Here is a 26,177-nt window from a genome sequence, read left to right on the forward strand (position 1 = left end):
GAACGGTCGACTCGTTCTGCGCTCGGTCTTCTGGTGCACGGGGGCCTACAGTCGCATCTCCAGCTCCACCAGGGGAAGAATCGGCAGCCCCCGCTGACGGTTGACGTCAACACCCGTCTCGGTGGGCCGGTACGTCCGATCCAGGACGTTGTCGCGGTTGGTGACGTTGGAGACGTCCACCGTGGCCGTCCAGTCCGCGGAAAGCAGTTGGAACTGATAGCCCACAGTTAGGTCCACCCGGAGGTACGGGGGAAGCCGCCCGTTGTGCACCTGCGGGCGGTACAGGTACGACGTCGGTGTGGAGGCCGTGGGGTCGCCCAACTTGTAACGCGCCTCCGGCACCGTGATGGGATATCCGCTGCGCAGCTCCGCAGCCACGGTCGCCTGCCAGTGTGCCCCCTCCCACCCAAGCGTGCTGCGGACCGATACCGGCACGTCCAGGCCCGACGGCCGCCACCGAAGGCCCGATCGGGCCGGGGCTTGGATAAACGTCCGACCCATGCTCAGTCCCAGCCGTGCCCGCCACGGGCCCTGCTCGTAGCGCGTGCTGAATTCGAGGCCAAAGGCCCGCTCGGTGCCGGTCACGTACTGGCCGAGCAGTGCCCCAATCTCAATTCCCGGGCCCTCGATGCCCTCTTTCTCCTGAAACACGTCGGCCGGCACGAGGATGTCGCGGGTTTCTCGGGCGTAGGCGTCCAGCTCCAGGCTCCATCCGGGCCGCAGCTGCGTGTACGTCCCGAGTCCCAACTGCCCCCCGGTTGCAGGCCGGACGCGGTCACTCGCCGGGATCCATCGACTCGATACCAGGTCGTACGCCAGCGAGTACCGATCTCGGAGGCGCTGCAGGTGCTGCACGTGCAGGCCCACGCTGCCCTCCACGACGAGCCACCGCGGATGCACCACGTGCTGCGCACTGAGCCGGGGCGCGAGGTGCACGTAATCCCCCCCGCTGAAATAACCCGCCCGCACCCCCGACTCCACGGTCCATTGGGGCGTCGGGGTCCAGGTGTCCTGCAGATACCCCACCACTTTCGCGGCGGCGACGCGGCTGTCCTGGACGCGGCGGCTGGACGTTCCGCTCGACCGCTGCAGGGTGCTGTTGAGCGTGCTCTCGAATTGCAGTGTAGAGACTTCTAGCCCCCCGGTCCACTCGTGGCTCACCGAGTGGTGATAGTCGGCCCGCACCTTCACCCCTGCGTCGGAGAGCCGGACCCGGTAGTCGGACGTGAGCGACGCGGTCGTGGTCGGTTGCACGAACGACGCCTCCTGGGCCCGATACCCGGAGTAATACCCTGTCGTGGTAAGAAACAGGTCATCGCCGGCGAGATAGCGGTGCTGTGCGCTGACGACCCGATTGTCCCAATTCTGGGCCACCTCAAACAGGAGATCGGGCGGGCGCAGCCAGGACGAAAAATCCAGGGACAGATCAAACGGGAGGCGAAGATCCAGGTCATCCCCCCCGTGGTAGTAGCTAAACGAAAGCCGGTGGTTCGGCCCAAAGCGGTGCGTGAGCTTTGCGCTGGTGTCGAAGAAGTAGTAGCCCGTGCGGAGGGTGTCGCGGCGCCCACTGTCCCCCGTCACCGGATGGCGCCGCCCGATGAGCTTGTCGAGATACGAGCGCCGCCCCGACACCATGAACGAGGTCGACTCCGTGAGGGGCGATTCGACGCGAAACCGTCCGCTGAACACGCTGAGCCCCGCCACGGCCTTCGGGGCGCGTCGGCTTCCGTCCTTCATCTGGGCGTCGAGCACGGCCGACAGGCGCCCCCCGTGCTCTACGGGAAAGGTCCCGCGGTAGAGCTCAGTGGAGCGGAGCGTCTGGGTTTGAAACGTCGAAATCAGGCTGAAGGCGTGCCACGGGTGGTAGACCGGGGCGCCGTCGAGGAGATAGAGGTTTTGGTCAGGGTTGCCCCCCCGCACACTGAGCCCCCCGCTCGTCACGCCCGATTTTCGGATGCCGGGCGTCCACTGAAGGGCACGGAAGAGGTCCGGCTCCCCGAACGAGGGCAGTTGATCGAGCCGATTCAAGGCGACGGACCGCATGCCCGGGAGACGCTCATTGTCGTCGACACTCGTGGACCCCGCCTCCACGACGACGCCTTCCGACTGGATGGACGTGCCGGCCAACGAGATGCGGGCGGGCCCGGCCCCGGCCGTGAGCGTGGTGTCTATGGACTGGTACCCCAGGTACGAAATGCGCACCCTGTAGTCTTTGGGAGGCAGGCCGGACATCACGAAGTAGCCGTCCTGGTTCGTCGTCGCGCCGGCCTTCAGTTGGGTTAGGTAAACGTGCGCGCCCGGCAGGCGCTCACCCGTCTCTGCGTCCAGCACGTACCCTTTGAGCGAGGCGCGCGGCGTGGCCTCTGCGTTGCGCTCGTCGTCGGGCCGGGCCACGAGCACGTATTGCCCCCGGCGCACCCGCTCGGCCCGGACGTCCGTGCCGTCGAGCACACATGCGAGTGCGGCCCCCCGATCCGCTCCCGTGTACGAGCAGCTCGCCGTGCGGTCTTCCACGAGCCGCTCGGCGTAGACGAGATCAAGGTCCGTCTGGGCGCGCACCTCTTCGAGCGCTGCCGTCAGTGGGGCCTCGTCAACACGAATGACAATGGGCGCCTGCGCGCGGGCCTCCATGCCCCCTCCGACGGCCCCCATCAGGACAACAACGACACAGAGAAGGCGCGGCACGGTCCTCGCTGGTGTGGACCCGGAGAGCGAATGAACATCATTCTACTCTCGGCATGGGCCTTCGTTCAGCGAGCGTCAAACTCCCTGAACGTTCTATAAGGGATGGACCTACGTGCACTCCTGCCCGAACGCCCCTCAAGAGCCGGGTTCGAGTCGGTAGGCCTCCCCTTCCTTCCGCACATCCGCCCCCAGCGCGCGGGCGATCGTGTTGAGCACTTGCCCCACCGACCGATTCCGCTCAAAGGTTCCCGTCACGGGCTCCTCGGCAAGGGCCGGCGCGACGGAGATGGACACGCCATAGTGGTTGCGCAACCGCTCCGCAATGACACGCGTGGGCGCGGCCCGGAAGACGAAAAGTCCGGTCCAGTCCAGCGTCGCGGTAAGGTCCACGGGCGCAGGAGAGGTGGGGGCGTCTCCACTTCGGACCGTGCTGCGCTCGCCCGGGGCCAGCACCACCGGCTCGGCCTCATTGTTTCCGCCCGGCCCCACACGCACCCGCCCGTCCACGAGCACAACCTCCGTGGTGTCGTTTCCGGCCGCGACCCCGAATTTCGTTCCGAGCACTTCGGTTCGGGCTGCGGGCGTGGTCACCACGAATGGCACGTCCTCCCGGGCGGTCACATCGAAATAAGCGCGGCCACGCGCCAGCGTGACGCGTCGCTCTTCGGCCGCGTCCATCCCGGGCGTGTAGGACAGCGTGGACGCCCCCACGAGCCGAACCGTCGAGCCGTCCTCAAACTCCACCTGCCGCTGCTCCCCCGCCTCCGCGGTCACGGTCGTCCGCTCCGCCCCTTGCGGCCCGTACACCACAGCCAGGACGGCGGCGCCGAGCAGGAGCGCCGCAACGGTGAGGCGCCACGCCCACTGGCGCCCAGCCCCCTCCCTGCGAGCACGTCCGGGGCGCCGCGGGGCGCGCTCGTTTCGGTCCGTCTGCGAGCGGCGGTCTGTCTTGTCTTCCGCGGCCCAAATCTCTTCGCGGTGCTGTGCCCACACCGTTTCGAAGTCGGCCCGTTCGTCCTGCACTCGTTTCACCACCTGCTGGAGGGCCGGAACCGCGTCGAGGGCGTCGGCAATGGCGGGGCGTGCCGCGTCGAGGGCCTCGGCCTCCTCGGGCGTCAGAAGGTCCTCCCGGCCCTCTTCGGACAGCGCATACAGGACGAGAAGGCGCCGGTCGGGGACATGCTCTTGGAGGCGCTCCCGCAGCCGGGCGCGCACCTGCTGCCAGCGCGCCCAGCCGTCGGCCAGCGCCGGGTCTTCAGCGAGTCGTGCCCGCAGCTTCGCCCGCTGCTCGGAAGAAAGGGCGTCCTCAAACAGAAGAGGACCGTACGCGTCGTCCATGGTCCGAGTAATCGTATCCGTCAGGAAAAGAACCGACTCCGAGGCCGGGGGCCGAGGGGGCCCTTCCCGCCCCGAACGGACCCGACCAAAGGGGTAGCCGCTCCCGACGCCGGGAAAGTAACAGTTCCGGAAATATGATTACAGCCCAAAGAACCAGGCGAGAAGGAGCAGGGCCGTCAGTGCATCCTTCATGGTTTCGAAGGCACGCTTTACCTGCATCTTGACCGCCGCCTCCGTCGTGTCGAGCATCTGGGCAATCTCTCGGTAGAGGTACCCGTACTCCCGCAGCTCCATGATGCGCTGTGCCTTCGGCGTGAGGGCGTCGAGGGCCTTCTCCACGTCCACCTGGGCACTCCGGTCCTCCGGGTCCGTCGACTGTCCCAGGGGAAGGTCCGGGTCGCGCAGGTGCTCCTTCATGTCGTAGCGCCCACGGTAGTAGTCCTGCAGTTCGAACAGGGCCGCCTTCATGGCGAACGACTTCAGGCTGCCCGGCTTCTCAAGGTCGTCGAGGCTTTCGTGGATGCGCACCAGCGTATTCTGCACCAGATCATCAACGTCGGTCTCGGCCCCGATGCGCTTGATGAAGTAGCCCCGCAGAATGGGCTCTAGGCGGCGGAGGAGCCCATTCCGGGCCTGTTCGTCCCCGTTCTGGGCGTCTCGAACACGATCCGGATCGAACGCGGACTCAGGCATAACCGACGGACAACACGGCAGACGGGCAGGAATGACGGCCAGGCATGCTCCGTTCTCCGCCCGAGACGGGTCCGGACACGTCCCGGCGAACCGATGGGCTTTCGCGTCGTATAGGCAATGGTTCTATCGGGGTCACGGGCATCTTCGTTCTGAAGTACATGCCTCGACGTTTGTGCAATGCTGCTCGCCCGGCCGTGTCCTCCGTTTCGCTCTCACCTGGAGGCCGCTCGCGCCCGGGCAGTACACGCCCACATCGCCCGCCTCGCACACGCTGTCCCATCTAAATTCTCTGCACGACCATGAGCCTGTACGACCTGCACGACGCAACGCTTAACGACATGGAAGGGGAGGGGTTCGCCTACTCGGAAAAGACCGTTTACGGCAAGGCCTACAAGGGCGTCTTCTTCGGGGAGGACGAAGAGCAAATCGAGGACCTCGCCGACGAGGAGGACGATGCCAACTTCGAAGGCATCCTCTACGACCGAAGCCGCGAGCGCGAGAAGAGCTTTTCGGTTGAGATTACGGATGTGGTGAGCACCCCGTCCGGCGAGCGGGCCGACTTCGTGGCCACGGAGAAGCCGTAGTCCCCCGCCGCCTTCAACCGCCGTGCTCTGTGTTCAGCGAGGAGGTCGCGCCCGTTCGCCGGGTCGACCTCCTTTTTTATCGGTGTCGGGGCGTCATTTTGCCCGTTGGGCGCCGTTCCCGCCGGCCCAGCGCTACCACCCGGCGCTTGACGATTCCGGCCCCGACGGCTCCTCCCCTGACGGCCCGGCGGTCGTGGAGGCGGGACCTGACGGGTACGAGACGATCTCCAGCCGCACCTCCGCGAGCCCGTCGCGAAGCATGTTGAGGCGCCCGGCGGCCGCCTTCGAAAGGTCGATGATGCGCCCGTCTTTGAACGGCCCCCGGTCGTTGATGCGCACGACCACGGACGGCTGCGCAGGCGCGTCAATGCGGGTGGTGCGGACCCGCGTCCCGAACGGCAGGCTGCGGTGGGCGGCCGTAAGCCCTTGGTGGTCGTAAATCTCTCCGTTGGCCGTCGTTCGGCCCACGAACTTATCTGCGTAGTAGCTGGCAATTCCCTGCGCGTCGGGAAGCCCCTGCTCCCCCACGTGCTGCGTTGAGCCACACCCTGCCAGCACCCCGCACAGCAGAAGCAAGGCCCAGCGGGGCCCAGCCCATGCGTCCCTCACGGCCGGATGCGATCGAATCCCCATAGGCTGTGCGCAGGGCGGAATTTTGAAGGGCGGTAGCGGCTCAACACGTAGTGGAGCTCTCTGTTTTAATGATGTCGCTCTTGGCTCACCAGTCCATCCAGTCCGATGATCAAAGAGACCCATGAGTGTAGGGAGTGCGGCTCCTCGAACATTATCAAAAACGGCCACAGCGCGAGCGGCTCTCAGCAATACCACTGCAAGGATTGTGGGGCCCATAAGGTGCTCGATCCGGAGCCGCGGGGCTATTCCGAGGAGGAGAAAGAGAAGATTCTCCGGGCTTACCGTGAACGCGGGTCAAAACGAGCAATCAGTCGCATTTTTGGGATCAGTCGCAATACTCTGAACCGGTGGCTTGAAAAAAGGGACACGAAGCCGACTCAGTAGCTGAGGGCCTCCGGCCAGCCAGGGACAACGACACCCTTGAACTCGACGAATGCTGGACATACGTCCGAAAACGGTCGAACAAACGGTGGCTCTGGGTCGCTCTATGCCGTCGAACTCGACAGGTCGTAGCATTTGTGATCGGAGACCGCTCGGCAAAAACCTGCGCACGGCTCTGGAGCCGGATTCCGGAGGGCTACCGGAAAGGCCGAAGTTTCAGCGACTTCTGGAAGTCCTATCGCCCAGTTTTTGAAGACGATTCCAGCCATCGGCAGGTCGGAAAGTCCAGTGGCGAGTTGGCACATGTGGAACGGTTTTTTGGGCGACTGCGGCAAAAGCTGGCACGGTACGTCCGTCGGACGCGAGCGGCCTCCCAGTCAGAACGAATGCTCCATCTGACGACAAAACTGTTCGTGGAGTGGTACAACGAAGCCATCACTTAACATCGACCCGCTACCTGAAGGGCGATTGCTGTTCGTCGAAAAGCAGTGCCGGATCCAAGGTTCCCCACCCCGCCCGGTCTCTCCCCGGCCCAGGACGCCCTGAGCTCGACACAGCGGATGCCCGGCGCCCGCACCGTCGGTGCCGCGCCCTCGTTCGTTGAAACGTTCGCGTACTAATCCGAAATGCCTTCCCATACCCCGTGTGAGACGGAACCGAGTCCGGCGCCGTATTTTCAAAAATTTCCGCTTGTTGGCCTGGTTTAATCGCTCTCCCACATGCTCGGTACGATCGGTGAGCTTCTTCTTCTAAGCGCCTTTGTGGCGTGTGGCGTGTCGGCCGTCGCCTTCTTCTGGGCCGCCCGGACCGACGAGGACATGCGCACGGCAAGCACCTGGAAGCAGGCGGGCCGCTGGGCCTGGGGCACCATGAGCACGGCCGTGGGCGCCGCGTCCGGGGTGCTCTGGTACATGATTCTGAGCCACCAGTACCAGTACGCCTACGTCTACCAGCAATCGTCGAACGACCTGCCGGGGCACTACCTCTTTTCCACGTTTTGGGCCGGGCAGGAAGGCTCGTTCCTCTTCTGGGCCCTCATGATGTGCGTCGTGGGGGGGCTCCTCATTGCCTACGTCCAGCGGGAGTACGAGACGCCGGTGATGGCCGTCGTGGGCCTCTGCCAGCTCTTCCTGCTGTCGATGATTGTGGGGCTGCAGTTCGGCCCCGTTGAGATCGGCTCCTCCCCGTTCATGACGCTGCCGGAGAAGTTTGCCGACGCGCCCATCTTTCAGCAAAACCCCGGCTTCGTGCCGGCGGACGGGCAGGGGCTCAACGACCTGCTCCAGAACCCCTGGATGACGATCCACCCGCCGATCCTCTTCCTCGGCTTCTCGGCGATGGTCGTGCCGTTTGCCTTTGCCCTGGCGGCGCTGTGGAAGAAGCGCTACACGCAGTGGGTGCGCCCGGCCCTGCCGTGGACGCTCTTCGCCGTCATGGCGCTGGGCGTGGCCATCGCGATGGGCGGATACTGGGCGTACGTCACGCTCTCCTTCGGCGGGTACTGGGCGTGGGACCCGGTGGAAAATTCGTCCCTCGTCCCCTGGCTGCTGGGCGTGGCCGCCTTCCACACGATGCTGGTGCAGAAGAAGAGTGGGTCGAGCCAAAAGGCCTCGCTCCTTCTCTCCATCGCGGCGTACCTGTTCGTCATTTACTCCACGTTCCTCACGCGAAGCGGGATTTTGGGGGACGTGTCGGTGCACTCGTTCGTGAGCCTCGGCCTCTACAACCAGCTGCTGCTCTGGATCGCCACCCTCGGCGTCCTGGGCATCGGGCTGTTCACGTACCGGTACGGCGAGCTGCCCGTGCCCGACGAGGAGCCGCGCACCCTCTCCCGCGAGTTCATGATCCTGTGCGGCTCGGTCCTGCTCACGGCCACGGCCGCCGTCATCATTCTCGGCACCAGCGCGCCCATCTTCGGCCAGATCTTCCGGGACAACCCGTCGGCCGTGCCGCAGTCGTTTTACAACCAGTGGACCCTCCCCCTGGCGCTCGGCTTCGTGTTTCTCGCCGGGCTCGGCCAGCTCTTCTGGTGGAAGAAGATGGACGTGGCGACGGTGAACCGGGTTCTGCTGAAGCCGCTCGCCCTGGCCACCGCGAGCACCATCGCCGTGCTCATTCTGACGCCGTTTGCGGAGCAGGCGCTCGTCATCCCGGCGGGAACCGGAGCCGCCCCCCAGACGGCCTCGGCCAGCCTCACGGGAAGCCTCGCCGACTTCTGGGCAGCGTACGGACAGGCCCTGCAGATGCTGCTCCTGCTCTTCGTGGGCTTCTTTTCGCTCTTCGGCAACGGGGCCGTGCTCTGGCGCATTCTTCGGGGCAACCCCCGGATGGCCGGCGGGGCGCTCTCGCACGTTGGCTTCGCCCTCATCATCCTCGGCATCATCGCGTCCAACGGCTTTGACCAGGCCCTCCCCCGCATCGGCGAGCCCACGGCGGCGGACGAGGACAAGATGCCGCGCGAGAACTTTGTGGTGGCCAAGGGCCAGACGCGCGTCGTGAACGGGTACCGGGTCACCTACGAAGGCAAGACGACGACCGACCGGGGCCGCGGCCAGTACATCTTGGACGTGCGCGACCCGCAGGGCCGCACCCATACGTTCACCCCTGTGGCCTATCAGGGCAGCAACGACCAGTGGTTCAAGCACCCGGACGTGAAGGCCTTCCTGGAGAAGGACCTCTTCGTCGCCGCCACGCCGAAGGAGGCAACGGGCGTCGCACAGGACGACGGGCCGCCCGGGGGCGAGTTTCAGCTCGCAGACGGCGACTCGACCACCCTTGGGGACCGCGAGTACGCGGTCGCCTTCCACGGATTCGAGGTCCTAAAGGGCCCGGAGGGGGCGATGGAGACGACGGCGACCGACGCCCGCGTGCCGGACGACGCGCAGATGGCCGTGGGGGCTCGCCTTCGGGTCACCAACCTCGATACCCGAGAGACCCGGTCGCTCATGCCCATCTACCTTGTGATGAACGACAACTCGCAGCAGTACATCGAGAACCGAATCGCGGACTGGGACCTCCGAATGAGCTTTACCGAGATGGACGCGAACAACGGCGAGGCGACCTTCGCCGTGGAGGGCGTCGACGTGATGCCCGAGAACTGGGTGGTGGTGCAGGCCTACACGAAGCCCCTCATCAGCGTCCTCTGGGGCGGCATTATCATTCTCACGATTGGCTTCGTCGTCTCCATCGGGCGCCGTGTGCAGGACATCCGGTTCCGGCGATGACCGGCTCCTGTCTGAGACCCGTAGGCATGACGCACCGCTGGAGGCCGTCTATATCGATTTCGCAGTGTCGTGAGTCATGCGTCATGAGTCACGTATCACGAGTACGCCTCCGTCGCATGGTCGGCAGTTCGGAAAATATATAGCGGACCAACTCATGACTCATCAACTCATGACTCGTCACCCATGACTCAATGGTAACCGTTCGCGAGCACATCGACCTCTCCCCGCCGGTGGACCGGGTGTTTGACTTCATGGATGCCCCCGCCCACCAGGCCTGGATCACCCCAAGTCTGTCGGACTCCACGCTCCTCGAGCGACTGCCAAACGGCGGCTCTCGGGCCCACTACGTCTACCGGATCCTCGGATTGTCGTTTTCCGGCGAGGTCCGCGCGACCGACTACGTGCCGAACGAGCGCATCGTCTGGAGCATGACGGGCGACCTTCAAGGCACCCTTCGATGGTACTTTGAGCCCATCGACGGCGGGTGCCACTTCACCTACGCAGCGACGTATCAGGTTCCGGGGCCGACCCTGCTGCACCCACTGGCCCGGCCGCTCATCCGGCGCTACAACGAACGCGAAGTTCAGTCCCTTCTGCACAATCTGGAGGCGCAGGTCACGTCGTAACCCCCAGGTACTGCCTCTTCTCCTGGGCACCTGTGCTCAAGCCCCCTCCGGTACTCCCCCAGTGTGAATACGCAATGAACTTAAATTTTTCTTGCACCTCGGGCAAACAAATTTCTGAGTCCCATTGGAGAAAAGAATAAATACGTTTGCCCTACAGTCCGTTTTGTTCGATTTTCTTCGTATCGGAAGCGCTTCGTATCAGAGGATCTTCCGTCTCGAACATACCGCCCCGCTTCTCTTCTATCCTTGACACCGCATTCCATGTCCCCCTAATTGGGGTTCACCCTCAACGGACGACCCATCCGCAATGATGACGTCTTCCCCATACTCCGTCCTCTTGGGATCCGGTCTGGGCCCTTCCTCTGTTCAGGGAGACCGGGCCCCCGTGGGTCGTTCGATCATGCACGAAGGGATTGCCGTGACGGGACGCGTGCCGACCGTGCTTCGGCGTTCGGTGCGTGTCCTTCTTCTTATTGCGATTCTTGCGGACTAACAACCGACCGCCAATCCCTTCCCAGCGATGACATCAGGTATCGTGCGGCGCCGAGGGGATTGGCCCCTCGCCCCCCACTCCCCGATGCCTGTGCCCTTGTCCAGCGTCATCGCATTCAGCTTGTGCGCCTCCGTCGGGCCCGCCGTGTACCCGTCTAGCGTCTCGGCGGCCTACACGGCATCGGGGCGTTTGGCAGGGGGGACAAGGGATTCGCGCGCGCCGTCCCTCCCCGCGACGTGTCCTCAAGACTAGGCCGACCCAGACCGACCGATGCCGACCGACACCATGCCGTCTTCCGATGCAGCCGCTCCCCCCTCAAACGGCGCGTCGGACGCGCCCATTCTGAAAGGCTCCGAAATTTTCGTCCGTGCCCTTGAGGAAGAAGGCGTGGACCGCGTCTTCGGCCATCCGGGCGGGGCCGTCATCAAGATCTACGACGCGATGGAGCGCATCCAGCCGTCGTACGACCACGTCCTCGTCCGGCACGAGCAGGGCGGCACCCACGCCGCCGAGGGCTACGCCAAGGCCACCGGGCGGGTGGGCACCATGCTCGCCACGAGCGGACCCGGGGCCACCAACACCGTAACGGGCATCGCGGACGCGTACCTCGACTCGGTCCCCATCGTCGTGTTCACCGGCCAGGTGCCCACCCACCTGATCGGCAACGACAGCTTTCAGGAGACCGACACGACCGGCGTCACCCGCAGCATCACGAAGCACAACTTCCTGGTGCGGGACGTGAACGAGCTGGCCTCGACCATCAGGCAGGCCTACCACATCGCCCGCACGGGCCGTCCGGGCCCCGTCGTCGTGGACCTTCCGAAGGACGTGCAGATGGACGAGGCGCCGTTCGCCTACCCGGAGGAGCCGGGGCTGGACGGGTACTCCGTCCCCGGCGCCGCGGCACCGACGCAGGTGGACCGGGCGGCGGCGATGATTGAGGAGGCCGAAAAGCCGCTCCTGTACGTGGGGGGCGGGACGATCAACGCCGACGCCCCCGAGGTCCTGACCGCGTTCGCCCGCGCGGCCAACCTCCCAGTCACCACCACCCTGCATGGCCTGGGCGCCTTCCCCGAGACGGACGACCTCGCGCTCGGCTGGCTCGGCATGCACGGCTTCTACCACACGAACATGGCCGTGCAGAACGCCGACCTCATCATGGCCGTCGGCGCCCGATTCGACGACCGCGTCACCGGCGACGTGGAAGAATGGGCCCCCAACGCGAAGATCATCCACGTCGACATCGACCCGTCGTGCATCTCGAAGAACGTGTACGCCGACTGCGCGCTCATCGGCGACGCGCAGACGGTCTTGCAGCAGCTCCGGCCCAAGGTGGAGCCGAAAGACACGTCGGACTGGCTCGCGCAGATCGACGAATGGCGGGGCGAGTGCCCACCCTACGAGTACGAGTCCCCCGAGGAGGACGGGATCGCGCCGGAGTCCGTCGTGGGGGCCCTGTACGAGAAGACGCAGGGCGACGCGGTGATGGTGACGGACGTGGGACAGCATCAGATGTGGGTCTGCCAGTACTACAAGTTCGGCCGAACCCGCTCCCACATCAGCTCCGGCGGCCTCGGCACCATGGGCTTCGGCCTGCCCGCCGCGATGGGCGCGGCCTTCGGCATGCGCGAGGGGCGCAACCTGGACATCGTCTGCGTGAGCGGCGACGGCGGCTTCGTGATGAACGCGCAGGAGCTGAGCGTGGCGGCCCGGCACGGCCTGCCCCTCAAGATCGCTGTGATCAACAACAACTACCTCGGCATGGTGCGGCAGTGGCAGTCCCTCTTCCACGAGGACCGCTTCAGCCACACGGACCTCAAACCCACGAACCCCGACTTCGTGAGGCTCGCGGAGGCGCACCACTGCGTTGGCCTGCGCGCACGTTCGCCCGACGAGGTGAGCGACGTAATCGACGAGGCCTGGACGGTCGACGATCGGCCCGTCGTGATGGAATTCCAGGTGCCAAAAGAGGAGATGGTTTTCCCCATGGTGCCCGCCGGCGCCGCCAGCGACGACATGCTCACGGAGATGTTCGACAAGGAGGCGATGGCGGAGAGCTAACGCGTATTTCGTAGGACAGCCGATTGCGACACGCAACACGCACTCCGGAATACTCCGCACGCAGAACAGCTTCTACTCCACACCCCAGCAGCCTCATGTCCAACGAAGAACCCCTGACCCGACAACAAATCCGCCGAAAGCAAAAGTTTGGCGAGCCCCTCCTGCCGGAAGAGGAGGACGAGACCGAACAGGAGCACCGGCACATCATCGCCGTCACGCTCGAAAATACGATCGGGGCGCTCAACCGCGTGACAAATCTCTTTTCGGCCCGGGGCTTCAACCTGGAGAGCGTCGCCGTGGGCGAGACCGACGAGCCCTCCGTCGCCCGCCTCACGCTCGTTACGGTGGGCAACGACCGCATCGTGGCCCAGATTACGCGCCAGCTCGATAACCTCGTCAACACCTACGACGTCACCGATCTGACCGACGCGGAGCACGTGGAGCGCGAGCTTTGCCTGCTCAAGGTCCAGTACACGACCGAGACCCGGTCGGAAGTGCTCGACATCAAGGACATCTTCCGGGGGCGGGTCGTCAACGTCACGCCGGAAACCATGATTTTGGAGGTCACCGGCCCCACGAAGAAGATCAACGCCTTAGTCGGCATGATGGAGGAGCACGGGATTGAAGAGGTCGCGCGCAGCGGACAGGTGGCGATGCACCGCGCCCTGGAGTACGAGGCGCCCAATCCCCTTGCCTCCGCCGACGCCGAGCCGTCCGCCAACGGTGCCTCTTCGGACAACGACTAGCTCCCCTCGCGGCGCCCCCCGTCGGTGAGCGCCGCCCCACACATCCATTTTCTTCCTTTTCTCCCAATCCATCCCCTTCCGACATGGACGTCCACTACGACGCGGATCCCGCTCTCATCCACGACAAGCAGGTCGCCGTCATCGGCTACGGCAGCCAGGGCCACGCCCACGCCTTGAATCTACACGACAGCGGGGTGGACGTGGCCGTTGGCCTGCGCCCCGGCTCCTCCTCTCGTCCGAAGGCCGAACAGCAGGGCCTCACGGTGATGGATATCGGCGAGGCGGCCGCGTGGGGCGACGTGGTGATGCTCCTCATCCCCGATCAGCACCAGAAGGACGTCTACGAGGCGAAGATTGCGGAGCACATGACGCCCGGCACGGCCCTCGGCTTCGGCCACGGCTTCAACATTCACTACGACCGCATCGAGCCGCCCGAGGCGGTCGATGTTTTCATGGTCGCGCCCAAATCGCCCGGCCACCTTGTCCGCCGTACCTACACGGACGGCAGCGGCGTGCCGTGCCTCGCGGCGGTCGACCAGGATCCCTCCGGCGGCGCAATGGCCCTTGCCATCAGCTACGCCGACGCGATTGGTGGCACCCACGCGGGCGTCATCGAGACAACCTTCAAGGACGAGACCGAGACCGACCTGTTCGGCGAGCAGGCCGTGCTCTGCGGCGGCTCGCAGGCGCTCATTCAGGCGGGCTTCGAAACGCTCGTCGACGCGGGCTACCCCGAAGAACTGGCCTACTTTGAGTGCCTCCACGAGCTGAAGCTGATCGTGGACCTCTACTACGAAGGTGGCCTCGAGTACATGAACCATTCGGTAAGTGATACCGCCGAGTATGGCGGCTACACGCGCGGCCCTCGGGTCATTGACGACGCTGTGCGGGAGCAAATGCAGGAGATCCTCGAGGAGGTGCAGTCCGGCGAATTTGCCGACGAGTGGATTGAGGAATACGAACAGGGGGCCCCGCAGCTCCAGGAGGAACGCGCGGCACTGACAGAGCACCCGATCGAGCAGGTTGGCCAGACACTCCGCGGCATGATGCCCTGGCTGAACGGCGATGAGACGTCGGCGGACGAAGATGCCCCCGACGCGGCGGACACGGCCCCTGCCTCGTCGAGTTGAGGGGTTGAGCGGGCGCGAAAAGGCCCCGTCGACCGCGCGTCTTCAACGCAATTCACCCGGACGCACACAGTTTAGCATGGACGATACACGATCGTACGACATTGCCTGGCTTCCCGGCGACGGCATCGGCCCGGAGGTAACGCGGGAGGCGCTCCGCGTGCTGGAGGCGGTGGGCTCGGCCCACGGATTTTCCGTGACGGCCACGGAGCACCGGATGGGAGGCGTCGCACTCGACGAGACGGGAATGCCGCTCCCTGACTCCACCCGCGACGCATGCCTGGAGAGTGACGCCGTCCTGCTCGGCGCGGTCGGCGGGCCGAAGTGGGCCGACAACACCGGCGACCAGCGTCCCGAAAGCGGTCTTCTTGCCCTCCGGAAGGCGCTCGGCGTCTACGCCAATCTGCGCCCGGTCCGCGTGCCGGCGGCACTGGCCGACGCTTCTCCCCTCCGTCCCGATCGCGTCGGCGGTACGGACATTCTGTTCGTCCGCGAGCTGACCGGCGGCATCTACTTCGGCACACCCGAGGGCCGCACCGACGACGGCGCCCGGAGCACGATGGCGTACTCGGACGATGAGATCGAGCGCATCGCCCACGTCGCCTTCCAGCGTGCCCGGCGGCGCGACGGAAACGTGACGTCCGTCGACAAGGCGAACGTGCTGGAGGTGTCGGAGCTGTGGCGCGAGGTCGTGACCGAGGTCCACGACGACTGCCCCGACGTGACGCTTCGTCACCTGTACGTCGACAACGCCGCGATGCAGGTGGTCCGCGACCCGCGGCAGTTCGACGTGGTGCTCACCGGCAACCTCTTCGGCGACATTCTCTCGGACCTCGCGGCGGCCCTCCCCGGCTCGCTGGGGCTTCTGCCCTCCGCCAGCGTCGGGGGCACGGTGGGCCTCTTCGAACCGGTGCACGGCAGTGCGCCCGACATTGCCGGGCAGGACGTTGCGAACCCCACCGCGGCCATTCTGAGCGCCGCCCTTCTGCTCGACGAAGTCGGCGAAACAGCGGCCGCCGACGCGGTCCGGCACGGCGTCGACGCGGCCCTGGACGCCGGCTTCCGCACCGCTGACCTCGCGGCGGACAACGAGGAGGACGCATCGACCTCTGCGTTTGGCCGCGAGGTCGCCACCCGCGCCGCCGACTCCGTTCCCCAAAACGCCCCAACACCGTGACCTTCGCGTTGCCACTTGCTGATCCGCCGCCGGCTCCGAATACCCTTAGGATTCGCGGGCGGATCACCCTGCGCCTTATCGAGCGTCCGGACGCGACGACCGATGCGGCGTCCGGGCGCCCTTCTGACTCCCAAACTGCCTTCCGACGCCCCACATTCAACACACGACCCAACCGATGAGCGACTCCATCACGATTTTCGACACCACCCTGCGCGACGGCGAGCAGGCGCCCGGCGCGTCTATGACTGTCCCCGAAAAGGTCCACATTGCCCATAAGCTCGCGGACTTGAATGTGGACGTGATTGAGGCCGGCTTCCCCATCTCGTCGCCCGCCCAGACCGAGGCGGTGACCCGCATCGCGACGGAGGTGGACGGCCCCGTGACCTGTGCCCTCGCCCGCACCAAGGAGGACGACATCGACGCCGCCGGCGAGGCCCTGGCGGACGGGACCGACACGCGCCTCCACACCTTCATCGCCACGAGCGACGTTCACATCGAGGCGAAGTTCGACAAGCTCGGCAACACGATGGCCGAGAAGCGGGAGGCGATCATCCAGCGCGCGGTCCGTGCCATCGAGCAGGCCCTCACCTACACGGACAACGTGGAGTTCAGCGCCGAGGACGCCGGGCGCACCGATCCGGAATTTCTCTGCGAGGTCGTCCAGGCGGCGGCCGAGGCCGGGGCGACGACCATCAACATTCCCGATACGACCGGCTACTGTGCTCCGTCGGAGTACACGGACCTTCTGGAGACGGTGGTCGACTGTCTTCCCGATCCCGACGCGGTCACCCTTTCCACCCACTGCCACGACGACCTCGGCCTCGCGACGGCGAATACGCTGGCGGGCATCCGGGCGGGCGCCCGGCAGGTGGAGTGCACGATCAACGGCATCGGCGAGCGCGCCGGCAACGCCGCGCTGGAGGAGATCGTCATGGCACTGACCGTGCGGGCGGACGCGTTCGACGTGACCGCGGACGTCCACACCGAGCACCTGACGCCGACCAGCCAGACGGTCTCGGCAGCCACGGGCTTCCCGGTGCAGCCCAACAAGGCGATCGTGGGCAGCAACGCGTTCAGCCACGAGGCCGGCATTCATCAGCACGGTGTGCTCGAGGAGCGAACGACCTACGAAATCATGTCCGCCACGGACGTGGGCCAGGACGCCGAGCAGATCCGTCTGGGCCGCCACTCCGGGCGCCACGGCCTCTTCAACCGCCTGGAGGCCATGGGGTACGCGGTCCCCGAGGGCCACCGCGACGCACTCTACGATCGGTTCCTCGACCTGGCCGACCGCAAGAAGGAGGTGTTCGAGGAAGACCTCGAGCAGATGATGAACGACTTCGGCGGCGACGCGGTCGCGGCGGCGACGGGCCTTCCCGACAACGGCGTCGCCCTCAACGGCGGCACGCCCGCCTACCGGCTCGACCAGTTCTCTGTGCACCTCAGTTCGGACGACGAGGCGAAGGTCTCGGTGCGCCTCCAGCGCGACGACGGCTCGGCCCGCGAGGAGCAGGCCACGGGCGAGGGCCCCGTGGACGCCCTCTACCGCGCCCTCGATCACGCCGTGGACGCCCCCCATACACTGGTCGACTACTCGATCCGCTCCATCAGCGAGGGGGCCGACGCGCAGGGCGAGGTGGAGGTCACCATCCGCTACGGCGAGAATCAGTTCGCCGGCACGGCCCGCAATACGGACGTCATTCGGGCCTCCGCCGAGGCGTACGTCGACGCCCTGAACCGCCTCGTCGCCGCCCAGGAGCACGCTGAGTCCGTCGAGTTCGTGCAGAACGGCATCATGCACACGTACGGGGAGTAAGTATTGCGTAGTGCGTATTGGACTCTCCGTTCGTGCTAGTCCCTACGAAATATGCAATACGAAATACGCACTACCGGTCCTGAGCACGCCGTCTCTTGAGACTTTCCTCCTTGAAATACGCCGACTTCGTCAATGTCCACCGGCACCCTCTACGACAAGGTCTGGAACCGCCATGCCGTCCGCGAGCTGCCCACCGGCGAGACCCAGCTGTTCGTGGGCCTGCACCTGATCCACGAGGTGACGAGCCCGCAGGCGTTCGGCATGCTCGAGGAGCGCGACCTGTCGGTGGCATTCCCCGCCCGCACCTTCGCCACCACCGACCACATCATCCCCACCGCCGACCTGGAGCGCCCCTTCGGCGACGACCAGGCCGAGACGATGCTGCAGGTGCTGGAGAGAAACACCGAGGCGTACGACATCACGTTCTTCGACCCCAGCTCCGGCGCGCAGGGCATTGTGCACGTCGTGGGGCCGGAGCAGGGGCTCACCCAGCCCGGAATGACCATCGTCTGCGGCGACTCGCACACGAGCACGCACGGGGCCTTCGGCACCCTTGGGTTTGGCATCGGCACGAGCCAGATCCGCGACGTGCTGGCGACCCAGTGCATCGCGATGGAGAAGCAGGACGTGCGGCGGATTCAGGTGGACGGCGCGCTCGGCGAGGGGGTCTACGCGAAGGACATTATTCTCAAAATTATTGGCGAGCTGGGCGTGGAGGGCGGCATCGGGTACGTCTACGAGTACGGCGGCCCCGCCATCAAAGGGCTCAGCATGGAGGGCCGGATGTCCATCTGCAACATGAGCGTGGAGGGCGGGGCCCGGGCCGGCTACGTCAACCCCGACCTCACGACCTTCGAGTACATGAAGGGCCGGCCGCACGCCCCGAGCGGGGCGGCCTGGGAGCGGGCCGTCGACTGCTGGCAGCAGATTCAGTCCGACCCGGACGCCACCTACGACGACACCGTGACGTTCGACGGCTCGGCCATCGAGCCGATGGTGACGTGGGGCATCACGCCGGGCCAGGCCCTCGGCATCTCGGAGCCGATTCCGGACCCGGCCCGGATGGACTCCGGCGACCGGGCCACGGCCGAAAAGGCCCTCGACCACATGGACCTGCGGCCCGGCCGGACGATGGAGGGGGTCAACGTGGACGTCGCGTTCCTCGGCTCCTGCACCAACGCCCGCATCACCGACCTCCGCGAGGCCGCCTCGCTGCTGGAGCGACTGGGCCGCCCCGTGGCCGACGACGTGCGGGCGATGGTCGTCCCCGGCTCGCAGGGCGTGAAGCAGCAGGCGGAGGACGAGGGCCTGGCCGACACCTTCCGCGAGGCCGGATTCGACTGGCGCGGCGCCGGGTGCTCGATGTGCCTCGGCATGAACCAGGACCAGCTGGAGGGCCGCGAGCTGTGCGCCTCCTCCTCCAACCGCAACTTCATCGGCCGCCAGGGGAGCAAGGACGGGCGGACGGTGCTGATGAGCCCGGCGATGGTGGTGGCGGCGGCGGTGGAGGGGGAGGTGACGGACGTTCGCCGATTGATGCGTGAAACGTGATGCGTGACTATTTCGAGGCGAAGGGAATTTCTTCGAAAAGATCTGTCTCACTGTACTCAGAAGCACGATACTTCGAGTCAGGCTCGCGGATTTCGCCTCCGCGCTGGTCGGACACCATTACGAGCAAAAGCCGAATGATCTGCGTCATAAAATCGAGACGATGCGCAACCACGTCTTCACCGATGACGAACCGACTTTTGTAGTACCAGTCTCGGCTTTCCCGTGCGGAGCCGAGGGCATACTCGTAGAACCGGGCGCGGTCTTTCCCCGTCCCGCGCGAGTACCCTTCCGCAATGTTCGAACTGATTGAGCCAACCGCACGATAGAGTTGATCTGCGAGCGACCGTGTGTGCGCGTTCTCATGGAGTTTGCGGATGTCCTGCCAGCACACGTCGGACGCAAACAGGCTCAGTCGATACGCCTCAACGTCCCACAGGGTATCTTCTCGAATTGACGACGGAACCTGATCCTGCCAGCCGGAAAAGTTCATCGGTCAGAACAAAACAGCCTCACGAATCACGCCTCACGCATCACGCCCCTCAATATGCCCACCGCAACGGACAACACCGTAACCACCGTCACCGGCCCCGCCGTCTCCGTCCGCGGCAACGACATCGACACCGACCAGATTGTCCCCGCCCGCTTCCTCAAGGAGGTCACGTTCGACAACATGGGCGAGTACGCCTTCTACGACGTGCGACGGGACGACGACGGCAGCCTGAACGACCATCCCTTCAACCGCTACCCGAACGCCACCATCCTGGTGGTGAACGAGAACTTTGGCTGTGGCTCCTCGCGGGAGCACGCCCCCCAGGCCCTCATGCGCTGGGGCATCGACGGCCTCATCGGCGAGTCCTTCGCCGAGATCTTTGCCGGCAACTGCCAGGCCCTCGGCCTGCCCACCGCCACCGCGGACCACGAGACTGTGGAGTGGATCATGGCGCAGGTGACGGCCGACCCGGCGCTCGAACTCACCATCGACGTGGAGGCGGAGACGGTCACCGTCAGCGACGAGCCCGTCGACGTGACCATCAGCGATGCGCAGCGCGAGGCGCTCCTGCAGGGCGTCTGGGACACCACCGCCCTCATGAAGAGCTACATGGACGAGGTGGAGCAGACCGCGGATCGGCTGCCCTACCTGAACGAGTTTGCCGATTGCTGAGTGATCAGTGAAGCGTGATGCGTGAGGCTGCCGTCTTTCACGCTTCACGTTTCACGCATCACGAAAACAGCACCTTCTTTCCCTTCCACTTTTCCCTTTTGCCCAATGCCCCCCTCCTCCGCCAACGGCCACTCCTCCAAAATCCAGAGCCAAGACGTCACCGAGGGCCTTGACCAGGCGCCGGCCCGCGCGATGTTTCGGGCGATGGGCTACGACGACGCCGACCTCGACCAGCCCCTCATCGGCATCGCCAACCCGGCGGCGGACGTGACGCCCTGCAATGTGCACCTCGACGGCCTTGCCGACGCCGCACGCGAAGGCGTCACTGAGGCCGGCGGGACGCCCATCGAGTTTGGCACCATCACGGTTAGCGACGGGATCTCGATGGGCACGGAGGGCATGAAGGGGTCCCTCATCTCCCGCGAGGTGATCGCCGACTCGGTGGAACTGGTGGCCTTTGCCGAGCGGCTCGACGGGCTCGTCATCATGGGCGGCTGCGACAAAAACATGCCGGGCATGATGATGGCGGCGATCCGGGCCGACCTCCCGAGCGTCTTCCTCTACGGCGGGTCCATCATGCCGGGCCACCACCGGGGGCAGGAGATCACGATCCAGAACGTGTTCGAGGCGTGCGGGGCGGTCGCCACCGGCCAGATGAGCGAAGAGGAGCTCGACGAGATGGAGCGCCACGCCTGTCCCGGCGCCGGCGCCTGCGGCGGCATGTTCACCGCTAACACAATGGCGTCCATCAGCGAGGCGATCGGCTTTGCGCCGCTGGGGAGCGCGAGCCCCCCGGCGGTGACAGAAGAACGAGAGGTGGTGGCCCGCGCGGCCGGGCGGCGGACCGTCGAGGCGATCGAGGAACGGCGGCGGCCCTCCGACTTCCTCAGCAAGAAGTCGTTCGAGAACGCCATTGCCCTCCAGGTGGCCGTGGGCGGCTCCACGAACGGCGTACTCCACCTGCTCGCGATGGCGGCGGAGGCGGGCATCGACCTCTCGATTGAGGCGTTCGACGCAATCAGCCGGCGGACGCCCAAGATCGGCGACTTCCAGCCCGGCGGCTCCCGCGTGATGAACGACCTGCACGAGGTCGGCGGCGTGCCGGTGGTGCTGAAGGCGCTTCTCGATGCGGGCCTGCTGCACGGCGACGCCCAGACCGTGACGGGGGAGCCCCTCGCCGAGGCCCTCGACCGCGTCGACCCGCCCGCCATCGCGGACCTCGACGTGGACTACCTCTACACGGTGGACGAACCGAAGAATGAGGAGGGCGCCATCCGCATCCTCACCGGCAACCTCGCCCCCGACGGCGCTGTGCTCAAAGTTACAGCCGCTGATGCCCCCCGCTTTGAGGGCACGGCCCGCGTCTTCGAGAGCGAGGAGGACGCAATGGACTACGTGCAGGCCGGCCAGCTCGACTCGGGCGACGTCATTATCATTCGGAATCTCGGGCCCAAGGGCGCCCCCGGCATGCCCGAAATGCTTGGCGTGACCGCCGCCCGGGACGGACAGGGGCACGCCGACGACGTGGCCCTCATCACCGACGGGCGCTTCTCCGGGGCCACCCGCGGCCTCTCCATCGGCCACGTCGCCCCCGAGGCCGCGGCCGGCGGGCCCATCGCCGCCATCCAGGACGGAGACCCGATCATCATCGACGTGGCGGAGCGTCACCTGGCGGTCGACCTGTCCGACGCCGAGCTGGAGCGCCGACTCGACGACCGGTCGCCCCCGGAGCCCCAGTACACGACCGGCGTTCTCGCCAAGTACGCCGCCCTCTTCGGCTCCGCCGCGGAGGGGGCAGTGACGAGTGTCTTTTCGGATCTTCGCGAGTCGACATCCCCCTCCACGGCTTCAAATGAATGAGACGGATCTGCGCGAATGGGTGAAAGGGTGAGTGGGCGCAACTGTGAAGTGGCCCCATTCCCCCACTCCCCCATTCCCAATCGCCCACACGCACACACCCAGACGATGCCGGACACGATCGAGGTATTCGACACCACGCTCCGCGACGGCACGCAGGGCGAGCACGTCACCCTCTCGGCCCGCGACAAAATGCGGATTGCCCGTCGCCTGGAAGCGTTCGGCATTGACGTGATCGAAGGGGGCTGGCCCGGCTCCAACCCCACGGATCAGGCCTTCTTTGAGGCGGCCAGCGGGGAGACCTGGGCGCACACGTCGATCTGCGCGTTCGGCTCCACCCGGCACGCGTCCAATGCCCCGTCGGAGGACGCCAACCTGCAGGCCCTGATCGAGGCCGACACCGACGTGGTGTCCATCTTCGGCAAGTCGTGGACCCTGCACGTGGAGCAGGCGCTCGGGGTGTCGCGAGAGACGAATCTGGACCTCATTCGCTCGTCGGTAGCGTTTCTCCGCGAGCACGGGAAGCGGGTCATCTACGACGCCGAGCACTTCTTCGACGGCTTCGCCGACCATCCCGCGTACGCCCTCCGGACGCTCCGGGCCGCCGCCGAGGCCGGGGCCGACACGCTGGTCCTCTGTGACACGAACGGCGGCTCCCTGCCGCACGACATCTACGACGTCACCGCTGCCGTCTACGAAGACTTCGACACCACCCTCGGCATCCACGCCCACAACAACGGCGGGTGCGCGGTGGCCAACAGCCTCGCGGCCGTGCGGGCCGGGGCGCGGCACATGCAGGGCACCATCAATGGCCTCGGCGAGCGCTGCGGCAACGCCGACCTCTGCGCCGTCATTCCCGACCTGCAACTCAAGATGGACTTTGAGTGCGTCGATCCGGACCGGCTCGACGACCTGGTCGACCTCGCCCGCTTTACCAACGAGGTGGCCAATCTCGACCCGGACGACGGCGCGCCGTACGTCGGCCGCAGCGCCTTCACCCACAAGGGCGGCGTGCACGTTTCGGCCGTGATGGAGGCCCCGAGCACCTACGAGCACGTGGAGCCGAACGTCGTAGGGAACCGCCGACGGGCCCTCGTCTCCGACCTCTCGGGGCGCAGCAACATCCAGTACAAGGCCAAAGAGATGGGCATCGACCTCGGCTCGGACGCCGCCGCGCAGGCCGTCGAGCGCATCAAGGAGCTGGAGCATCTCGGCTACGAATTTCAGGGGGCCGAGGCCTCGTTTGAACTTCTTCTGCGCACGCTTCAGGACGAGGTGCCGGACTTTTTTGGCCTCGACCGGATGCGCGTGTGGAGCGGGCAGGACGACGAGGCGCAGACCGTTGAGGCCTCCCTCGCCCTCACCGTACAAGACGAGCGCACCCTGGCCGTGGCGGAGGGAAACGGGCCTGTCGATGCCCTCTCAAACGCCATGCGGGAGGGCCTTCTCTCGTTCTACCCCTCGCTCGATGGCGTGCGCCTCTCCGACTACAAGGTCCGGGTGCTTACGCCGCAGGACGGCACGGCCGCCACGGTCCGCGTGCTCATCGAGCACGGCGACGGCGCGCGCACCTGGAATACCGTGGGGGTCTCCGAGAACATCCTCGACGCGAGCTGGCAGGCCCTGGCCGACGGCATGCGGTACGCCCTCTTCCACGCGGCCCCCACTCCGACTGCCGGGCCGGCCCCGGATCCCGCGGCCTCGGGGTGATGCTACGCCGACACGGGGTCGGCGGCCTCATCCGCCCCCCCGACGGCCAATTCGGGAACGGACGCGCTCATGTGGCCGTCGCCGCGGTGGTCCGCGACGGTCCGCGTCCGGACGGCCTCGCGCCAGGCCGCCGTTAGCAGCTCATAATCCCGTGCCTGCCACGCCTCGGACACTCCTTCCACACACTTGAATCCGTAGGCCACCGGCGAGAGGCTCGCTCGCGGAGCGCTTGACAGGCTCAGTACCTGCGAGCGGCCGAGGCCGAGCCGGAACCCGCCGTGCAACTGGCCGAGCACGCACTGCTCCCCGTCCTCCAGTTCCAGCGCTTCGGCGTTGACCCGGCGATGCCACCCTGGATCCACCTCGTCGAGATACGCCGCCCCTCGCTCTACCCGCTCCTGCACCCGTTCCTCCGTGATGCGTCGGGTGCGACGGGCCTGCCACCAATTTCGGAGTCGCTCGAGGAGTGCGTACATGGCAGTCGGGATGTGTTGGGACTGCAGAACAACGGTCGCAAAAGCGTACCAGTCCCCGACCACGGGGATCCCCTCTGGCGTGACACCGGTGGGGAGATCACGTTATCGTTCCGCGGCGTCCCGGGCCGCCATCGCCATCTCCACGAGCACAGCCCGGGCCTCGTCTACCGTGTCGAGGGGCGCGTCGAAATCAATGCGTACCGGCACCGTGGCCTTCTCCTGCTCCACCTCGAGGTCGAAGCCCTCCGCATCGATGCCCGTCATGCGCGCCCCTTTCGCCTCTATCACGTCCCCATACGCCTCTGCGTACCGGATCAGGTCCTCGGAGTGGGCGTCGTTCATGTGTTCTACGATGCGGTCCACGTCGTCGGGGGAAAACACGGGATCTGCTATGGTCGGGCCTGCTTGGGAAAACGGAGCTTCGGGATTTTGGGAGAAGGCCTTACGGATGTCCGTCCGGGGTGTTATGGGCGCTCGGTGTTCGAAACTCTCGTGGAGGCAGGAAGCATTTCCCGGCGTTGCTCGTGAAAAGCACTGGTTTATGTATTCTCCTACACAGTCGCCTTCCTCCCATGTCCTACGAGGTCAACGACTTCGAGACCGACGTACTCGACGCGAGTGCGGACACGCCCGTCCTCGTCGACTTCTGGGCCCCGTGGTGCGGCCCGTGTCAGCAGCTCAGCCCGGTGCTTGAGTCGCTCGCGGAAGCAACCGACGACTGGACGCTGGTCAAGGTGAACGTGGACGACCATCCGTCCGCGGCCCAAGAGTACGGCGTGCGCGGCATTCCGGCGGTGAAGCTGTTCGTGGAGGGGGACATTGAAGCCGAGTTTGCCGGCGTCAAGCCCAAGCCCCAGCTCGAGAGCTGGCTCGACGAGCATCTTCCGAGCGAAGAAAAAAGCCGGATTGAGGAGGCAAAAGAGGCCCTTGAGGCAGGCAGCCATCAGGAGGCCGAACACCTTCTCTGGCCCGTGTTGGAGGACAACCCCGACCACGACGAGGCCCAGGTGCTCATGGCGCGCGCCCTGGCGTTTAAAGACCCAAACCGGGCACAGGTGCTGGCCCAGGAGGCCGAGGTGGCCGATCCCACCCTTCGTCAGATGCGCGACGGCGTGGAGACCATTGCCCGTCTCCTGGAGCTCGCCGAGGACCCGTCCGCCCTCCCCGAAAATGGCGTGAAGGACACGTACGTCGCGGCCCTCGACGCGCTCGCCGATCAGGACTTCGACGCGGCGCTGGACCAGTTCATCGACGTCGTGCGCACCGATCGCAACTACGACGACGATGGCGCGCGCAAGGCGTGCGTCGCCCTCTTTACCCTGCTCGGGGAACAGCACCCCGTCACCCAGGAGCACCGCCGCACGTTCGACATGGCGCTGTACTAGCCGTGGCCGTTTCCCAATTGCCCTCCCCTTCAATGCCCGACGACGTTCCGGATGCGCTTCCCGACGGCGCCCAGCACGTACACACGACCGACCTTGCGGTCCGGTGGGGCGACATGGACGCCGTCGGCCACGTCAACAACAGCCGCTTCTTCTCCTACTTCGAGGAGGCGCGGGTGGAGTGGCTCAAGGCCACGCTCGACGCGGCGACGTTCGCGGAGAGCGGCCCGGTGCTGGCCCATGCGTCGTGCGACTTCGAGCGCCCGGTGCACCACCCTGCGACCCTTCACCTCGACGTGTACGCCGAGCCCCCGGGGCGGTCGAGCCTTACGACCCACTACGCCGCCCGCCTCGATGGGTCCGGCGACGCGGCGGCCTTCGGGACCGCCGTTCTCGTGTGGGTGAGTGCAGAGAGCGGCGACCCGGTGCCAATGCCCGACCTGGGCCTGGAGTGA

The 26,177-nt window shown here is 66.1% G+C and carries 22 protein-coding genes; 15 read left to right on the forward strand and 7 right to left on the reverse strand.

What is annotated here, in order from left to right; all coding sequences use genetic code 11:
- Positions 1-45 precede the first annotated feature (45 nt).
- The 3 genes from SRU_RS11270 to SRU_RS11280 all read right to left on the reverse strand — a co-directional run bounded on the left by SRU_RS11270 (position 46) and on the right by SRU_RS11280 (position 4,716).
- Positions 46-2,685 carry a TonB-dependent receptor gene (locus SRU_RS11270; protein ID WP_013062455.1) on the reverse strand — a complete coding sequence of 880 codons (2,640 nt, stop codon included), beginning with the start codon at positions 2,683-2,685 and terminating at the stop codon, positions 46-48.
- Between the two features lie 135 nt (positions 2,686-2,820).
- Positions 2,821-4,023, reverse strand: a complete 1,203-nt coding sequence (locus tag SRU_RS11275; RefSeq protein ID WP_011404865.1) for a FecR domain-containing protein — start codon at positions 4,021-4,023, stop codon at positions 2,821-2,823.
- A gap of 138 nt (positions 4,024-4,161) precedes the next feature.
- The gene (locus SRU_RS11280) at positions 4,162-4,716 is read right to left on the reverse strand and encodes an RNA polymerase sigma factor (protein WP_011404866.1); all 555 of its coding nucleotides are present in this window, start codon (positions 4,714-4,716) and stop codon (positions 4,162-4,164) included.
- A 299-nt stretch (positions 4,717-5,015) separates the two neighbouring features.
- On the opposite strand from SRU_RS11280, the gene SRU_RS11285 reads away from it, so the two are divergent.
- Positions 5,016-5,300, forward strand: a complete 285-nt coding sequence (locus SRU_RS11285) for a hypothetical protein (protein ID WP_011404867.1) — start codon at positions 5,016-5,018, stop codon at positions 5,298-5,300.
- Between the two features lie 132 nt (positions 5,301-5,432).
- On the opposite strand, the gene SRU_RS11290 is transcribed toward SRU_RS11285, so the two are convergent.
- Positions 5,433-5,909 (reverse strand): septal ring lytic transglycosylase RlpA family protein, encoded by a 477-nt coding sequence (locus SRU_RS11290; protein WP_197537011.1) that lies wholly within the window; start codon positions 5,907-5,909, stop codon positions 5,433-5,435.
- A 129-nt stretch (positions 5,910-6,038) separates the two neighbouring features.
- Here SRU_RS11290 and SRU_RS11295 point away from each other — a divergent pair.
- The 9 genes from SRU_RS11295 (at position 6,039) to leuC (ending at position 19,135) form a co-directional block, all read left to right on the forward strand.
- Positions 6,039-6,757 (forward strand): IS1-like element ISSru2 family transposase gene (locus SRU_RS11295; RefSeq protein ID WP_118841017.1). Its coding sequence is split into 2 segments (ribosomal slippage): positions 6,039-6,288 and positions 6,288-6,757, totalling 720 coding nucleotides; the frame shifts between segments, so codons are not numbered across the junction.
- Between the two features lie 276 nt (positions 6,758-7,033).
- A complete protein-coding gene (locus tag SRU_RS11300) occupies positions 7,034-9,538 on the forward strand; it encodes a heme lyase CcmF/NrfE family subunit (RefSeq protein WP_011404869.1) in 2,505 nt (834 codons plus the stop codon).
- A 191-nt stretch (positions 9,539-9,729) separates the two neighbouring features.
- Entirely contained in the window at positions 9,730-10,164 is a 435-nt protein-coding gene (locus SRU_RS11305) for an SRPBCC family protein (protein WP_011404870.1), read from the forward strand.
- A 763-nt stretch (positions 10,165-10,927) separates the two neighbouring features.
- Positions 10,928-12,718 (forward strand): biosynthetic-type acetolactate synthase large subunit, encoded by a 1,791-nt coding sequence (gene ilvB / locus SRU_RS11310; RefSeq protein ID WP_011404871.1) that lies wholly within the window; start codon positions 10,928-10,930, stop codon positions 12,716-12,718.
- A gap of 95 nt (positions 12,719-12,813) precedes the next feature.
- Positions 12,814-13,464, forward strand: coding sequence for an acetolactate synthase small subunit (ilvN, locus tag SRU_RS11315; protein WP_231847127.1), 651 nt, complete (start codon positions 12,814-12,816; stop codon positions 13,462-13,464).
- Positions 13,465-13,547: 83 nt separating this feature from the next.
- Positions 13,548-14,594: a ketol-acid reductoisomerase gene (ilvC, locus tag SRU_RS11320; protein WP_011404873.1), complete on the forward strand. Its 1,047-nt coding sequence runs from the start codon at positions 13,548-13,550 to the stop codon at positions 14,592-14,594.
- Between the two features lie 76 nt (positions 14,595-14,670).
- The gene (gene leuB / locus SRU_RS11325) at positions 14,671-15,768 is read left to right on the forward strand and encodes a 3-isopropylmalate dehydrogenase (protein WP_204359775.1); all 1,098 of its coding nucleotides are present in this window, start codon (positions 14,671-14,673) and stop codon (positions 15,766-15,768) included.
- 175 nt (positions 15,769-15,943) lie between these two features.
- Positions 15,944-17,584: a 2-isopropylmalate synthase gene (locus SRU_RS11330; RefSeq protein ID WP_011404875.1), complete on the forward strand. Its 1,641-nt coding sequence runs from the start codon at positions 15,944-15,946 to the stop codon at positions 17,582-17,584.
- Positions 17,585-17,716: 132 nt separating this feature from the next.
- Entirely contained in the window at positions 17,717-19,135 is a 1,419-nt protein-coding gene (gene leuC, locus SRU_RS11335) for a 3-isopropylmalate dehydratase large subunit (RefSeq protein WP_011404876.1), read from the forward strand.
- A 7-nt stretch (positions 19,136-19,142) separates the two neighbouring features.
- Here the strand turns inward: leuC and SRU_RS11340 are convergent, their stop codons facing one another.
- Positions 19,143-19,625, reverse strand: a complete 483-nt coding sequence (locus tag SRU_RS11340; protein WP_011404877.1) for a four helix bundle protein — start codon at positions 19,623-19,625, stop codon at positions 19,143-19,145.
- 54 nt (positions 19,626-19,679) lie between these two features.
- Here SRU_RS11340 and leuD point away from each other — a divergent pair, with 54 nt between their 5' ends.
- From leuD to cimA, 3 genes are all read left to right on the forward strand, one after another.
- The gene (leuD, locus tag SRU_RS11345; RefSeq protein WP_011404878.1) at positions 19,680-20,297 is read left to right on the forward strand and encodes a 3-isopropylmalate dehydratase small subunit; all 618 of its coding nucleotides are present in this window, start codon (positions 19,680-19,682) and stop codon (positions 20,295-20,297) included.
- Between the two features lie 105 nt (positions 20,298-20,402).
- Positions 20,403-22,157, forward strand: coding sequence for a dihydroxy-acid dehydratase (ilvD, locus tag SRU_RS11350; RefSeq protein WP_013062457.1), 1,755 nt, complete (start codon positions 20,403-20,405; stop codon positions 22,155-22,157).
- A 105-nt stretch (positions 22,158-22,262) separates the two neighbouring features.
- Positions 22,263-23,864 (forward strand): citramalate synthase, encoded by a 1,602-nt coding sequence (gene cimA / locus SRU_RS11355; RefSeq protein ID WP_051010848.1) that lies wholly within the window; start codon positions 22,263-22,265, stop codon positions 23,862-23,864.
- A 2-nt stretch (positions 23,865-23,866) separates the two neighbouring features.
- Here the strand turns inward: cimA and SRU_RS11360 are convergent, their stop codons facing one another.
- Positions 23,867-24,340: a hypothetical protein gene (locus tag SRU_RS11360; RefSeq protein ID WP_231847128.1), complete on the reverse strand. Its 474-nt coding sequence runs from the start codon at positions 24,338-24,340 to the stop codon at positions 23,867-23,869.
- 102 nt (positions 24,341-24,442) lie between these two features.
- Positions 24,443-24,721, reverse strand: a complete 279-nt coding sequence (locus SRU_RS11365) for a DUF2470 domain-containing protein (RefSeq protein WP_011404882.1) — start codon at positions 24,719-24,721, stop codon at positions 24,443-24,445.
- 191 nt (positions 24,722-24,912) lie between these two features.
- On the opposite strand from SRU_RS11365, the gene SRU_RS11370 reads away from it, so the two are divergent.
- Complete coding sequence (locus SRU_RS11370) at positions 24,913-25,725, forward strand: tetratricopeptide repeat protein (RefSeq protein WP_013062459.1); 813 nt, start codon at positions 24,913-24,915, stop codon at positions 25,723-25,725.
- Between the two features lie 32 nt (positions 25,726-25,757).
- Complete coding sequence (locus SRU_RS11375; protein ID WP_013062460.1) at positions 25,758-26,177, forward strand: acyl-CoA thioesterase; 420 nt, start codon at positions 25,758-25,760, stop codon at positions 26,175-26,177.

Origin of the sequence: Salinibacter ruber DSM 13855 (genome assembly GCF_000013045.1) — a bacterium.
Taxonomy (GTDB): domain Bacteria; phylum Bacteroidota; class Rhodothermia; order Rhodothermales; family Salinibacteraceae; genus Salinibacter; species Salinibacter ruber.

What these genes read in the sequence shown, in the direction of transcription:
- leuC (WP_011404876.1), top strand. Translation starts at nt 17,717, where the DNA reads ATGTCCACCGGCACCCTCTACGACAAGGTCTGGAACCGCCATGCCGTC.
- SRU_RS11375 (WP_013062460.1), top strand. Translation starts at nt 25,758, where the DNA reads ATGCCCGACGACGTTCCGGATGCGCTTCCCGACGGCGCCCAGCACGTA.
- SRU_RS11340 (WP_011404877.1), bottom strand. Translation starts at nt 19,625, where the DNA reads ATGAACTTTTCCGGCTGGCAGGATCAGGTTCCGTCGTCAATTCGAGAA.
- cimA (WP_051010848.1), top strand. Translation starts at nt 22,263, where the DNA reads ATGCCGGACACGATCGAGGTATTCGACACCACGCTCCGCGACGGCACG.
- ilvN (WP_231847127.1), top strand. Translation starts at nt 12,814, where the DNA reads ATGTCCAACGAAGAACCCCTGACCCGACAACAAATCCGCCGAAAGCAA.
- leuD (WP_011404878.1), top strand. Translation starts at nt 19,680, where the DNA reads ATGCCCACCGCAACGGACAACACCGTAACCACCGTCACCGGCCCCGCC.
- SRU_RS11330 (WP_011404875.1), top strand. Translation starts at nt 15,944, where the DNA reads ATGAGCGACTCCATCACGATTTTCGACACCACCCTGCGCGACGGCGAG.
- SRU_RS11305 (WP_011404870.1), top strand. Translation starts at nt 9,730, where the DNA reads ATGGTAACCGTTCGCGAGCACATCGACCTCTCCCCGCCGGTGGACCGG.
- SRU_RS11275 (WP_011404865.1), bottom strand. Translation starts at nt 4,023, where the DNA reads ATGGACGACGCGTACGGTCCTCTTCTGTTTGAGGACGCCCTTTCTTCC.
- ilvD (WP_013062457.1), top strand. Translation starts at nt 20,403, where the DNA reads ATGCCCCCCTCCTCCGCCAACGGCCACTCCTCCAAAATCCAGAGCCAA.
- SRU_RS11370 (WP_013062459.1), top strand. Translation starts at nt 24,913, where the DNA reads ATGTCCTACGAGGTCAACGACTTCGAGACCGACGTACTCGACGCGAGT.
- SRU_RS11360 (WP_231847128.1), bottom strand. Translation starts at nt 24,340, where the DNA reads ATGTACGCACTCCTCGAGCGACTCCGAAATTGGTGGCAGGCCCGTCGC.
- SRU_RS11280 (WP_011404866.1), bottom strand. Translation starts at nt 4,716, where the DNA reads ATGCCTGAGTCCGCGTTCGATCCGGATCGTGTTCGAGACGCCCAGAAC.
- leuB (WP_204359775.1), top strand. Translation starts at nt 14,671, where the DNA reads ATGGACGATACACGATCGTACGACATTGCCTGGCTTCCCGGCGACGGC.
- ilvC (WP_011404873.1), top strand. Translation starts at nt 13,548, where the DNA reads ATGGACGTCCACTACGACGCGGATCCCGCTCTCATCCACGACAAGCAG.
- SRU_RS11285 (WP_011404867.1), top strand. Translation starts at nt 5,016, where the DNA reads ATGAGCCTGTACGACCTGCACGACGCAACGCTTAACGACATGGAAGGG.
- SRU_RS11300 (WP_011404869.1), top strand. Translation starts at nt 7,034, where the DNA reads ATGCTCGGTACGATCGGTGAGCTTCTTCTTCTAAGCGCCTTTGTGGCG.
- ilvB (WP_011404871.1), top strand. Translation starts at nt 10,928, where the DNA reads ATGCCGACCGACACCATGCCGTCTTCCGATGCAGCCGCTCCCCCCTCA.